Source organism: Streptomyces noursei, assembly GCF_001646665.1.
Lineage (GTDB): Bacteria > Actinomycetota > Actinomycetes > Streptomycetales > Streptomycetaceae > Streptomyces > Streptomyces lavendulocolor.
This window is the reverse complement of record NZ_LWBU01000179.1, coordinates 222,486-234,745: the sequence shown is the minus strand read 5'-3', so window position 1 is coordinate 234,745 and position 12,260 is coordinate 222,486. Positions and strand designations below refer to the sequence as shown.

Sequence of the window (12,260 nt, the reverse complement as noted above, 5' to 3'; positions counted from 1 at the left end):
CCCTGCAAACGCCCGGGGCGCCCCGCTCGGTTCCGTACCGGCCGGTTCGCCACGGGTCCGGCCGGATAGGCTCAGCGGCGTGGAGCCGGGAGAAACGCAGCGTCGTCCGTGGGTCGTCGGGGTGTCGGGGGCGTCGGGGACCCCGTACGCCGCCGCCGTGCTGCGCGGGCTGCTCGCTGCCGGGGAGAGCGTCGATCTGGTGGTGTCCCGGGCGTCGCGGCTGACGCTGCTCGACGAGACCGGGATCGCGTTCCGCGACGCGCACTGGCGCGAGGACCTCGCCGAGTGGCTGGCGCGGGGCGCGGACGGGAAGCCCGGGACGTTCCGGGTGGACCTGTCGGACGTGCGGCACTGGGCGGCGGGCGACCTCGCGGCCGGTCCGTCGTCGGGGTCGTACCCCGTCAAGGGGATGCTGATCGTGCCCGCGTCCACCGCGTGCGTGGCGGGGGTGGCGCTCGGCCTGTCGAAGGACCTGCTCCAGCGGGCGGCGAGCGTCACGCTGAAGGAGCGGCGCCCCCTGGTGGTGGCGGTCCGGGAGACCCCGCTGGGCGGCCAGACGCTCAGGCAGCTGGTGGCGCTGGACGAGGCGGGCGCGGTGGTGCTGCCCGCGTCCCCGGCCTTCTACGCGGGCGCGACCCACATCCAGGACCTGGTCGACTTCGTCGCCGGGCGGGTGCTGGACGCGGCGGGCGTGCCGCACCGGCTGTACCGCCGCTGGGAGGGGGAGCTGGGCGGGGGCTCGCGTGGCGACCGGTGAGCGTCCCCGGGACACCGGGTCCGCCCGGCGGGCGGACCCGGCGGTGGCGTCCGGTGCCGTGCACGCGGGCGGTCGGCCGGCTCCGGCAGAGCGCGCATGTGGGCGCGGGCCGTCCTCATCGTGTACACGATGAGGGTCGTCTCCTGAGGGACCATTTTTGATCACGTGAAAGATTCACAGGACATCGTCCCTGTGTGCCTTTGTTTCTACAATTTAACGCGTTGTGTTGCTGAACAATGGAAGGCTTCAGGTATATGGACGCCGTGGATAGGCAGCTCATCCAGGCCCTGCGTGAGAACGGCAGGGCCTCGTACGCAGAGCTCGGCCGCCTCGTCGGGCTCTCCGGGCCCTCCGTCACCGACCGGATCAACCGACTGGAGGCGGCGGGCGTCATCACCGGCTACCGCGCCACCGTCGACTCCGCCTCCCTCGGCCTCGGCGTCACCGCGCTGATCGGCATCTCCCTCTCCGACGCCGCCGACCACGAGGACGTGGCCCGCCGGCTGAAGGACCTCGCGGAGATCGAGGACTGCTGGTTCATCGCCGGTGACGACTCCTTCATGCTCAAGGTGCGGGCCAGCGACGTGGACGGCCTGGAGAAGACCATCCGCCGGCTCTCCGGCACCAAGGGCGTCTCCCGCACGCGGACGACCATCGTGCTGTCGACGAAGTGGGAGAACCGGGTCGGCGACCTGCCGGAGGAGGGCTGACGCCGCCCCCCGAAAACGGGGGAGTACGGTGGTGGAGCCCGATTGACACACGTATGGGAGGCGGCCTGCCATGGACGCGGGGCTCAAGCGCGAGCTGGAAGAGAAGGTCCGGTCCGGGGAGCGGCTGACCCGCGAGGACGGCATCGCCCTCTACGAGTCGGACGACCTGGCCTGGCTCGGCGGCCTCGCCCACGAGGTGCGCACGCGCAAGAACGGTGACGTCGTCCACTTCAACGTCAACCGGCACCTGAACATGACGAACGTGTGCACCGCCTCGTGCGCCTACTGCTCGTTCCAGCGCAAGCCGGGCGAGAAGGACGCGTACACCATGCGCATCGAGGAGGCCGTCCGCCTCGCCAAGGCGATGGAGAACGAGAACCTCACCGAGCTGCACATCGTCAACGGGCTCCACCCCAACCTGCCGTGGCGCTACTACCCCCGGTCGCTCAGCGAGCTGAAGAAGGCCCTGCCGAACGTCTCCCTCAAGGCCTTCACCGCCACCGAGATCCACCACTTCGAGACGATCTCCGGGCTGTCCGCCTCCGAGATCCTCGACGAGCTGATCGAGGCGGGCCTGGAGTCGCTGACCGGCGGCGGCGCGGAGATCTTCGACTGGGAGGTCCGCCAGCACATCGTGGACCACCGGACCCACTGGGAGGACTGGTCCCGCATCCACCGCCTCGCGCACGAGAAGGGTCTGAAGACCCCCTGCACGATGCTGTACGGCCACATCGAGGAGCCGCGCCACCGCGTGGACCACGTGCTGCGGCTGCGGGAGCTCCAGGACGAGACCGGCGGCTTCCAGGTCTTCATCCCGCTCCGCTACCAGCACGACTTCGTGGACATGCAGGACGGCAAGGTCCGCAACCGGCTCCAGGCGCGGACGACGATGGCGACGGGCGCCGAGGCGCTGAAGACCTTCGCGGTCTCGCGGCTGCTGTTCGACAACATCCAGCACGTCAAGGTGTTCTGGGTCATGCACGGTGTGCAGACCGCCCAGCTCGCCCTCCAGCACGGCGCCGACGACATGGACGGCTCGGTCGTCGAGTACAAGATCACGCACGACGCGGACAACTACGGCACGCCCAACAAGCTGGGCCGCGAGGACCTGCTGGAGCTGATCCGGGACGCGGGCTTCCGCCCCGTGGAGCGCAACACCCGCTACGAGATCATCCGCGAGTACCCGGGCCCCGAGGCCGACCGCCGGGAGTCGCCGCAGCCCATGCGCGTCTGACACGGAGGTGGGTTCGGCGCCCCGGGCGGGTACCCGGGGCGCATGACCGGCCGTGACGGGGCCGCCGCCCCCGAGGACGCCTGCACCGCCGAGCCCTGCGCCGGCGACCGGGACGCGGTCTACGGGGGCATGGTGTCCGACCTGCGGATGGCCGCGCGGGCGCTGCGCCGAGCCCCTTATCGTCGAACGCATGCCGTTGACCTTCGAACTGGATCCGCGGATCGACCCCGCCCTCCGTGACGGCGTCCTCACCCTGTGGACGGACGTCTCCAACGCGGGCGGCTCCGTCGGCTTCGTCCCGCCCGTGACCCCCGACGACATCCGCCCGGAGTGGGTCAAGCACCTCACCGCCGTCGCCGAGGGCCGCACCCGCCTCCTCGTCGGCCGCGACGAGGACGGCGCCGTCGCCGCCACGGCCTTCATCACCCACAACACGCACCGCCTCATGCGGCACTGGGTGTGGCTCTACACCGTGATGGTGCACCCCCGCCACCAGGGCAAGGGGTACGGGCGCGACCTCATGGCCGCCACGGAGGCGGCGGTGCGCGGCCTCGACGGCATCGACGCGATCCGGCTCACCTGCCGCGGCGGCACCGGCGTCGACCGGTTCTACGCCTCGTGCGGGTACAAGGAGGTCGGACGGGTCCCGGACGCGATCCGCGTCGCCGACGGCGACGACCGGGACGACATCATCATGTATCTGCCGCTCACCCCCTGAATTGATCGATTCGTCACGTGCTTCACTAGACGGGCAGGAACGCCGTACGAAGGAATACGAAGGAAGAAGGCCCCGCCGTGTCCGCTGCCGCCCGCACGAGCGCCACGATCCGCTACACCCTGATGCGTCTCGGCGTCTTCGCCGGCTGCTTCCTGGTCCTGTGGGGTCTCGTGTACGTGGGCGCACTGCCGCGCGGCCTGGGCAACTCCAACCTCCTGTGGGTGCTGCTCCTGTCCATCGTGATCTCGGCGCCCCTCAGCTTCGTCCTGCTGCGCAAGCAGCGTGACGCGATGTCCGCGCAGATCGTCGAGAAGGTCGACACCGCCAAGGCCCGCCTGGAGGCCAACCGCGCCCGCGAGGACCGCGCCGTGCAGTGAGACGGCTCACGCCCCGCCGACACCCCCGTGCCGAAGCTCCGCCCGGCACGGGGGTGTTGCCGTTCCCGGGCCCGCGCACCCCAAAGAAGTGCTTTGGGTTCCTCAAAGTTCAAGTGTTAACGTATCCGGCGTGACGACAGCAGTGCGCCTCCGTGCCGACGCCATGAGCATCCCGCTCGTGGCGCGCCTGCATGTCGACCTCTGCCGCTGTATGTCCGCGGTCTGTTGCCGCGCAGTCTGACCCGGCATCATGCAGCGGCGCCGCCGAAAGGCGCGTGCGCCGCACCCCTCGTCCCGTATTCCCCCCGATACGTACCACTGGAGTGTGTCCGTGTCCGCGTCCGCGAGCACCGAAGCCCCCGCCCCGCGCACCTCCCGCATACCGAAGGTGCCCTTCTGGGCCCAGATCGTCGCCGGTCTGGTGCTCGGCGTCGTCCTCGGCTGGGTCACCCGCACCTATGACGTGCAGTGGCTGTACACCACCCTGGACAAGGTGGGCCACATCTTCGTCCAGCTGCTGAAGCTGGCCGTCGCGCCGCTCGTCTTCTTCGCGATCCTGGTGTCCATCACCAACCTGCGCAAGGTCAACAACGCCGCCCGGCTGGCGACCCGGACCCTGCTCTGGTTCATGATCACGTCGCTGATCGCCGTCGCCATCGGCCTCGCGATCGGCCTGCTCACCGACCCCGGCGCCGGCACCGGCCTCACCCCGAAGGACGGCGAGAAGCCCGAGAACGCCGGCTCCTGGCTGGACTTCCTCACCGGCATCGTCCCGACCGACGTCATCACGCCGTTCACCGAACTGAACGTCCTCCAGATCGTCTTCATGGCCGCCGTCGCCGGCGTCGCCGCCCTGAAGCTCGGGGAGAAGGCCCAGCCCATCCTCACCCTCAGCGAGTCGGTCCTGGAGCTGCTCCAGAAGGCCCTGTGGTGGGTCATCCGCCTCGCCCCGATCGGCACCGTCGGCCTCATCGGCTACGCCATCGCCGACTACGGCTGGGACCTCATCGGCAAGTACGCCACCTTCACCGCCGACGTCTACATCGGCTGCGCCCTGGTCCTGTTCGGCGTCTACCCGCTGCTCCTGGCGACCGTGGCCAAGGTCAACCCGGTCCACTTCTTCAAGGGCGCCTGGCCCGCCATCCAGCTGGCCTTCGTCTCCCGCTCCTCCGTCGGCACCATGCCGGTCACGGTCAAGGTCACCGAGCGTCTCGGCGTGCCGAAGGAGTACACCTCCTTCGCCGTCCCGTTCGGCGCCACGACGAAGATGGACGGCTGCGCCGCGATCTACCCCGCGCTCGCCGCGATCTTCATCGCCCAGATCTTCGGCGTCCAGCTGGGCGTCGGCGACTACCTGCTGATCGCCTTCGTCTCGGTCATCGGCTCGGCGGCCACCGCCGGCCTGACGGGCGCCACGGTGATGCTGACGCTGACCCTGTCCACGCTGGGCCTCCCGCTGGAGGGTGTCGGCCTGCTCATGGCGATCGACCCGATCCTGGACATGATGCGCACCGCCACGAACGTCGCCGGCCAGGCGCTCGTCCCGGTGGTCGTCGCGGCCCGCGAGAAGATCCTCGACCTCGACGCGTACAACGCGGCGTCCCCGTCCCCCATCGACGAGGACGACGAGGACGGGTACGGCGTGCGCGAGGCGGAGCAGAAGGTGACCGTGCCGGTCACCGCCTGACGCTCCCCCTCCACACACACGGGGCGCCCCCGCCGGCCGACGGGCCGACGGGGGCGCTTCTCGTGGTGGTTCACAGACCGGCCGTCTGGACCAGCCGGTTGGGGGAGGACTTGCTCACCGTGAGGACGCCCTTCACCGACTGCTCCACGAGCCAGGTGTACACCTGCGCGGGGGTGGCCGCGGGGTACCGCGCCTTGAGCAGGGTGGCCACGCCCGCCACATGGGGACTGGCCATGGACGTGCCGTTCAGCGCCACGCTCCCGCCGCCGAGCCGGGCCGAGACGATGGCCGCCCCGGGGGCGTACATGTCCAGGCAGGGCCCGTAGTTGGAGAAGTCGGTCTCCCGGTCCTGGTAGTCGGTGGCCCCGACGGTGAGGACCCGGGCCGCGCTCGCCGGCGAGACGTTGCACGCGTCGACGGAGTCGTTCCCGGCGGCGATCACCGGCAGGACGCCGCTGTCGGACAGGGCGGTGGCCGCCTGGTTGACGGCCTCGCTCCGGGGGCCGCCGAGCGAGCCGTTGAGGACCGCGGGCTGTTGTGCGTTCTTCGCCACCCAGTCCATCCCGGCGATCATGCCGCCCCAGGAGCCCTTGCCGTCGCAGCCGAGGACGCGCACGCTGACCAGGGCCGCCTGCCGGGCGACGCCGAGGTTCGCCCCGCCGACGGTGCCCGCGACATGCGTGCCGTGGCCGTTGCAGTCCTGGCCGTTCCTGCCGTCGCCCATCGCGTCGAACCCGGGCCGGGCCCGGCCGCCGAACTCCGGGTGCGCGTAGTCGATGCCGGTGTCGAGGACGTAGGCCGTGGCCCCGGACCCGGAGCTGTTGACGTTGAACTGCTGGTTGAGGGGGAGGTAGGGCTGGTCGATGCGGTCCAGCCCCCAGCTGTACGCCGGGGCGCGGTTCGCGCGCAGCGGGCCGGCGGTGACCACCGCGTCCTGCTCGACGGCCGCCACGTCCGGCAGGCCGCGCACGGTCGCCAGCTGGGAGGCGGTCAGCCGGGCGGTGAAGCCGCGCAGCACTCTGGAGTACTCGTGCAGCGGGGTGACGCCGAGCTGTTGGGTGATCCGGACCGCCGAGGCCGTTCCGGGCTTCAGGGTGACGATGTACTGGTCGGGCACGGGCGCCGCGGTGGTCCGCAGCGGTGCGGGGTCGTCGTCGGCGGCGAGGGCGGTCGTTGGGGTCGCGGCGAGGGGAAGCAGCAGGAGCATCGCGACACAGGCGCGGCGGGCGAACAGCCTCATGCAGAACTCCGATCGGGAGTGTCCGGCAAAGAGCGACATCAGCAGGGAAGCAGCCGCGCGGCCCTCCGGAACATCACTCAACGGAGTGACATGAACGCTATCGGTGGCGAGCGGCGCATGTGTCCCTGGCGCATGTGCGCGGCACGCGCCCTTCCCGCGGGCCGTAGGCTTACCGACTACCGAGGAGTAGGAGGGCGGTTGCCGTGAAGAGCACGGGGGCGAAGGCCAAGCGCATGCCGCGGGCCGTGCGCGAGCAGCAGATGCTGGACGCGGCCGTGCGGACCTTCGGGCAGCGGGGCTACCGGGCGGCGTCGATGGACGAGATCGCCGAACTCGCCGGTGTGTCCAAGCCGTTGGTCTACCTCTACCTGAACTCCAAGGAGGAGCTGTTCACCGCCTGCATACGCCGCGAGGCGGCCGCGCTGGTCGCCGCCGTGCGCGACGCGTTGGAGCGGGACGCCGCCGGGCCGGGGCTGCCGGCGGACCGGCAGCTGTGGGCGGGGCTCACCGCGTTCTTCACGCATACCGCCGAGAACCCGGACGGCTGGGCGGTGCTCCACCAGCAGGCCCGTACGCACGGGGAGCCGTTCGCGGCGGAGGTGGCGGCCATGCGGGACGAGATCGCGGCGTTCGTGACCGGCCTGATCGGCGAGGCGGCCAGGGAGGCGCACCGGGACCCCGCCCTCGGCGACCGGGACGTGTCCGGGCTGGCCCAGGCGCTGGTGGGCGCCGCCGAGTCGCTGGCGCAGTGGGCGAACGAGACGCCCGGGGTGTCCGCCAAGGAGGCGGCCGCGACCCTGATGAACTTCGCCTGGACCGGCCTGGGCGGCCTCATGGACGGCCGGCGCTGGTCACCGTCCCGGTGACGTGGACCCGGTCGCCGCTGCGCAGCTGGAAGGCGGGGCCGGAGGCGGCGTAGGTCACGGTGGCCGGGAGCGGCACGGGTGCCGTGAACGCGGCGCGTACGTACACGCCTTGGGCGTCCGTGTCCCGTTCGGCCAGGCAGCGGGCGAACGTCCACATGCCGTGGGCGATGGGCCGGGGGTGGCCGAAGGGGCGGGCGGTCAGCGGGTGCAGGTGGATCGGGTTGCGGTCCCCGGAGACGCGGGCGTAGTGCCGTCCGAGGCCGGGCGGGAGGTGCCACTCGGCGCGGGCGGGGAGCGGGGGCGCCGTCGCCGGGGCGGCGGTGCGTGATGCCGAGGGGTGGGGGGCGGGGCCGGGCGTCCGGTGGCGGGCGAGGTAGCCGCTGCGGGACTCCCAGACCGGCTCGCCCGCCACGTGCGCCTCGGTGGTGACGGTGGCCTCGGTGCCCCGCCGGTGCGGGGCGCAACCGGCCACCTGGACGGTGAGGCCCAGCGGCTCCCAGGGGTGCAGCGGCCGGTGCTGGGTGACCTCGATCCAGGTGTGGACCAGCCCGAGCAGCGGCAGCGGGAAGTCCCGCGCGGCCATCAGCCGCAGGGCCGCCGGGAACGCCAGGACGTGCGGGTACGGCAGCGGCACCGGCCCCCGCCCGGGGAACCCGCACGCGCGCGCGTACGCGGCGAGGCGGGCCGGGTCGATCCGTACGCCGGCCTCGGTGAGCCGCCGGCCGGGCGCGGTGGCACCGGCCGGAGCGGCGCCGGGTGCGGGGCGCTTGAACGGTGAGCGGAGGGCTCCGGCGGCCAGGGCGAGCGGAAGGTTCACGACCCCCACGCCCCCAGCGGCGCCCGGGTGCCGGCCCGCGCGGACCTCGCCACCGCCGCCGGACCGCGGCACGGCGTGCCGGGCGGGGCACCGGGCGGGGCCGGGCGCGCGGGGGATCCGGCGGTGGGGCGCGTACGACGGTCGGCCATTGTCCTGACTCCCTGCTCGCCCTAGATTTACTCCCGAGTAAGGTTACTCAGAGGTCAGGACGCGGTCGAGAGACGGTGCCCCCGGCAGCGACTCCCGGCCCCGGCCCCACGAAGGAGCCGCACGTGACAGTCGCCCCCGCCCAGCCGCCGCACGAAGTCTCCGTCCCGCCCCTCGTCCCGCCCGTGACGAGCGGATCCCTCGCCGACATCCCCTTCGACAACGCCCGTGAGGCGCCCGCCGATCCGGTGCTCAGCCGCAAGGACCCCGAGGGCGCGTGGTCCGACGTCTCCGCGGCCGGGTTCGCCGCCGAAGTCCTCGCGGTGGCCAAGGGACTGGTCGCCGAGGGACTGCGGCCGGGCGACCGACTGGCCGTCATGGCCCGTACGACGTACGAATGGACGCTCCTCGACTTCGCCGCCTGGGCGGCCGGCCTGATCACCGTCCCCGTCTACCCGACCTCCTCCGCCTTCCAGGCCCGCTGGATACTCCAGGACTCCGGCGCGGTGGCGTGCGCCGTCGAGAACATGGACCAGGCCCGGCTCATCAGCGCCGAACGGCAGCGCATGCCGGGGCTGAAGCACCTGTGGGTGTTCGACAACGGCGCGATCGGCACACTGCGGCAGGCGGGCCACCGCGTACCCGACGAGGTGATCACGGCACGGCGGGCCGGCCTGTCCCCGGACACGATCGCCACCCTGATCTACACCTCCGGCACCACCGGCCGCCCCAAGGGCTGCGTCGTGACCCACGCCAACTTCTTCGCGGAGGTGGACAATGCGGTCGAACTGCTCCACCCGGTGTTCACGTCCGTCAGCAAGGACCCGGCCTCCACACTGCTCTTCCTGCCGCTGTCCCACGTGTTCGGCCGGATGGTCGCCATCGGCTGCCTGCGCGCCCGGGTGCGCCTCGGCCACGCGCCGTCCATCCGGACCGAGGACCTCCTCGCGGACCTGGCGGGCTTCCGCCCCACCTTCCTGCTGGCGATCCCGTACGTCCTGGAGAAGGTCTACAACACCGGCCGCGCCACCGCCGAGAAGATGGGCCGCGCCGCCTCCTTCGACCGGGCCGCGACGGTCGCCCGGCGGTACGGCGAGGCGGTGGCGGCGGCGCGGCACGGCACCGGCCCCGGGCCGTCCCTCGCCCTGCGGGCCGCCCGCGCCCTGTACGACCCGCTGGTCTACCGCCGCATCCGGGCGGCCCTCGGCGGCCGGGTGCGGTACGCCATCTGCGGCGGCTCCCCGCTGGGCCGGCGCCTGGCCTCGTTCTACGCGGGCGCCGGCATCGACGTGTTCGAGGGGTACGGCCTGACGGAGACCACCGGCGCGTCCACCGTGACCCCGCCGCTGAGGCCCAGGCCGGGCACCGTGGGCCGGCCGCTGCCGGGCACGGCGGTGCGGATCGCCGGGGACGGCGAGGTCCTGCTGCGCGGAGGCCACGTCTTCGCCGGCTACTGGGACGCCGAACAGGGCAGGGCGGTGCCGGCGGTCACCGACGGGTGGTTCGCCACGGGCGACCTGGGCGCGCTGGACGGGGACGGCTACCTCACCATCACGGGGCGCAAGAAGGACGTCATCATCACCTCCGGCGGCAAGAACGTCACGCCCGCCCCGCTGGAGGACTGGCTGCGCGCCCACCCCCTGGTGTCCCAGTGCATGGTGGTCGGCGACGACCGCCCCTATGTCACCGCCCTGATCACCCTCGAACCCGACGGCCTGGCGCACTGGCGCCGGATGAGGAAGAAGGAGGGCGTGCCGCTGCGCGACCTCGTCACGGACGAGGACCTCACGGCCGCCCTCCAGCGGGCCGTCGACGAGGCCAACCGCCTGGTCTCGCGCGCCGAGTCCATCCGCCGCTTCCGCGTCCTGACGGCCGACTTCACGGAGGAGAACGGCCACCTGACACCGTCGCTGAAGCTCAAGAGGGCGGCGATAGCACGGGACTTCGCGGCGGAGATCGAGGAGCTGTACGGCGGCGCGGGGCGCTGACCGGGCGCTGACCCGGCGGGCGGGCGCGGTTCCGGGCGCGGATCCGCGCCACCCGCGCCCACCGGGCCCCCTCACCCGAACGCCCCGGCCGCCTTGCCGCCCGGCGGCCGGGGCCGTCGCATGGACAGGGACCACTGGACCGGCGCGAGGGGCTGCCATGTTCGTCCGAACCACCTATGCGACGGGTGACCCCGCCGCGCTCGACGGGGCCGTGCGCGCCCTGACCACGGACGGCCGGGCACAGCTCGTGGCCGAACCGGGCTTCCGCGGCGCGGGCATGTTCGTCGACCGCGCGGTCGGGAAGCTGATGACCGGCACGTGGTGGGACGACGAGGAGGCCCTGCGGGCGAGCGCCGACCGGATGAGCGAGGTACGGGCCCGGATGCTGTCCGGGTTCGCGGCCACCACCACGGTCGACACCTGGGAGGCGGCGGTCGCCACCCGTCCGGAGGCGGCCGGCGAGGACGCGCGGTTCCGCCTCACCCGCGTGGAGTTCGCGCCCGCCGACGCGGACGCCCTGGTCGACGCCTACGAGAGCGGCGTACTGCCCGCGCTCCGGGCGATGCACGGCTTCCTGGGCGGCTCACTGCTCCTCGACCGCGCCGCCGGCCGCGGCATGGTCGGCGCCGTCTACGCCGACCGCGACAGCCTGGCCGCCTCCCGCGGCCCCGTCGCCGCACTGCGCGGCGCGGCCACGAGCCGGGCCCGGGCGACCGTCCGGTCGGTGGAGGAGTTCGACGTCGTCCTGCTGGAGGCCCGGCCCCGCTCGTCCTGAGCCCGCCTCCACCGCCCCCGCCGCACCCGTGCGCCCACGACCGGCGCCGTGGCGGTCTAGAAGATCACCCGCGCCGCCTCCACGGCCGCCGTGGCCGCGGGGTCGCCGTCGTACTCGACGACGCCCCGCGAGGGCCGGCCGGAGAGGTGGCGCATCAGCGTCAGGGCGTCCGCCTGGACCACCACGGCGGGGGTGCCGCGGCCCAGGGTCCAGCGGCCGCCGGCCGGACCGGACAGGTCGAGGAACACCGGGGGGCCGCTCCAGGCGAGGGCGAGGTCCAGCAGCACCTGGCCGACGACCTCCTTGTCGTGCTCGTGCAGCACCGGCTCGCGTCCGGTGGCGTCGCAGACGTCCACCCGGTGCATCCAGGTGTCGCGGGTGACCAGCACCCTGGCCAGGTAGTCCATGGAGTCCTCGGGCAGCTCCTTGGACTCCGGGAACAGCGGGCTGAGCGGGATCCGCCGGCGGGCCGCGCCCGGCAGCCGCTCCACCGCCCGCAGGCCCCGCGGGCCGAACCGGGCCAGCAGCCCCGGCACCGCCTGCGGCGGCACCGACCGCCGGGCCTCCACCTGGCACAGGTTGTGCGCGTGCAGCGGGGTAAGCCCCGGGTGGCGCCGTCGGCCCAGCAGCGCCCGGCCGACCAGCAGCCAGGGCCGGGAGAGCTCCTCGTACTGACCCACCACATGGGTGGCGACGTCCCGGACGGTCCAGCCCTCGCACGCGGTGCCGAGCGACCAGTCGTCGAAGCCCAGCCCCTCCAGCGTGGTGATCATGGCCTTGACCTCCGCCGCGTTCACCGCCCGCGCGCGCAGCGGGTGCGTACGGGGGATGTCGAGGGCGGAGGCCGGTGCGGTGGTGACCATGGTGTGCCTCCCTGGCGGACGACGTTCACCCCGAGAGCACGACCGACACGACTCACGCTACGCCCGTCGCGATGAGTTTTC

General features: G+C 72.9%; 12 protein-coding genes. 9 read left to right on the top strand and 3 right to left on the bottom strand.

The annotated features are described in order from the left end of the window. The first annotated feature begins 79 nt into the window (after window positions 1-79). The 6 genes from A4V12_RS16215 to A4V12_RS16190 all read left to right on the top strand — a co-directional run bounded on the left by A4V12_RS16215 (window position 80) and on the right by A4V12_RS16190 (window position 5,483). Entirely contained in the window at window positions 80-757 is a 678-nt protein-coding gene (locus A4V12_RS16215) for a UbiX family flavin prenyltransferase (RefSeq protein WP_064070043.1), read from the top strand. Window positions 758-1,011: 254 nt separating this feature from the next. Beyond that, complete coding sequence (locus A4V12_RS16210; RefSeq protein ID WP_064070042.1) at window positions 1,012-1,467, top strand: Lrp/AsnC family transcriptional regulator; 456 nt, start codon at window positions 1,012-1,014, stop codon at window positions 1,465-1,467. Between the two features lie 70 nt (window positions 1,468-1,537). Beyond that, window positions 1,538-2,701 carry an aminofutalosine synthase MqnE gene (gene mqnE, locus A4V12_RS16205; protein WP_064070041.1) on the top strand — a complete coding sequence of 388 codons (1,164 nt, stop codon included), beginning with the start codon at window positions 1,538-1,540 and terminating at the stop codon, window positions 2,699-2,701. 190 nt (window positions 2,702-2,891) lie between these two features. Next, window positions 2,892-3,419: a GNAT family N-acetyltransferase gene (locus A4V12_RS16200; protein ID WP_064070040.1), complete on the top strand. Its 528-nt coding sequence runs from the start codon at window positions 2,892-2,894 to the stop codon at window positions 3,417-3,419. A gap of 122 nt (window positions 3,420-3,541) precedes the next feature. Further along, window positions 3,542-3,796, top strand: a complete 255-nt coding sequence (locus A4V12_RS16195; protein ID WP_064070120.1) for a DUF4229 domain-containing protein — start codon at window positions 3,542-3,544, stop codon at window positions 3,794-3,796. 325 nt (window positions 3,797-4,121) lie between these two features. Then, window positions 4,122-5,483, top strand: coding sequence for a dicarboxylate/amino acid:cation symporter (locus A4V12_RS16190; RefSeq protein WP_064070039.1), 1,362 nt, complete (start codon window positions 4,122-4,124; stop codon window positions 5,481-5,483). A 70-nt stretch (window positions 5,484-5,553) separates the two neighbouring features. On the opposite strand, the gene A4V12_RS16185 is transcribed toward A4V12_RS16190, so the two are convergent. Then, window positions 5,554-6,723 carry a S8 family peptidase gene (locus tag A4V12_RS16185; protein ID WP_064070038.1) on the bottom strand — a complete coding sequence of 390 codons (1,170 nt, stop codon included), beginning with the start codon at window positions 6,721-6,723 and terminating at the stop codon, window positions 5,554-5,556. Between the two features lie 233 nt (window positions 6,724-6,956). Between A4V12_RS16185 and A4V12_RS16180 the strand changes: the two genes are divergently transcribed. Continuing rightward, on the top strand, window positions 6,957-7,589 hold the full coding sequence (locus A4V12_RS16180) for a TetR/AcrR family transcriptional regulator (RefSeq protein ID WP_064070118.1): 633 nt from the start codon (window positions 6,957-6,959) through the stop codon (window positions 7,587-7,589). On the opposite strand, the gene A4V12_RS16175 is transcribed toward A4V12_RS16180, so the two are convergent. Further along, window positions 7,555-8,406, bottom strand: a complete 852-nt coding sequence (locus A4V12_RS16175) for a MaoC/PaaZ C-terminal domain-containing protein (RefSeq protein WP_064070119.1) — start codon at window positions 8,404-8,406, stop codon at window positions 7,555-7,557. The two genes, A4V12_RS16180 and A4V12_RS16175, sit on opposite strands and share 35 nt — an antisense overlap. Before the next feature lie 272 nt (window positions 8,407-8,678). Here A4V12_RS16175 and A4V12_RS16170 point away from each other — a divergent pair, with 272 nt between their 5' ends. Both A4V12_RS16170 and A4V12_RS16165 read left to right on the top strand, forming a co-directional pair. Continuing rightward, window positions 8,679-10,541 carry an AMP-dependent synthetase/ligase gene (locus tag A4V12_RS16170; RefSeq protein WP_064070037.1) on the top strand — a complete coding sequence of 621 codons (1,863 nt, stop codon included), beginning with the start codon at window positions 8,679-8,681 and terminating at the stop codon, window positions 10,539-10,541. A 157-nt stretch (window positions 10,542-10,698) separates the two neighbouring features. Then, window positions 10,699-11,316, top strand: a complete 618-nt coding sequence (locus tag A4V12_RS16165) for a hypothetical protein (RefSeq protein ID WP_064070036.1) — start codon at window positions 10,699-10,701, stop codon at window positions 11,314-11,316. Between the two features lie 56 nt (window positions 11,317-11,372). Here A4V12_RS16165 and A4V12_RS16160 read toward each other — a convergent pair whose 3' ends face one another. Continuing rightward, window positions 11,373-12,179: a maleylpyruvate isomerase family mycothiol-dependent enzyme gene (locus A4V12_RS16160; protein WP_064070035.1), complete on the bottom strand. Its 807-nt coding sequence runs from the start codon at window positions 12,177-12,179 to the stop codon at window positions 11,373-11,375. Window positions 12,180-12,260: the final 81 nt, after the last annotated feature.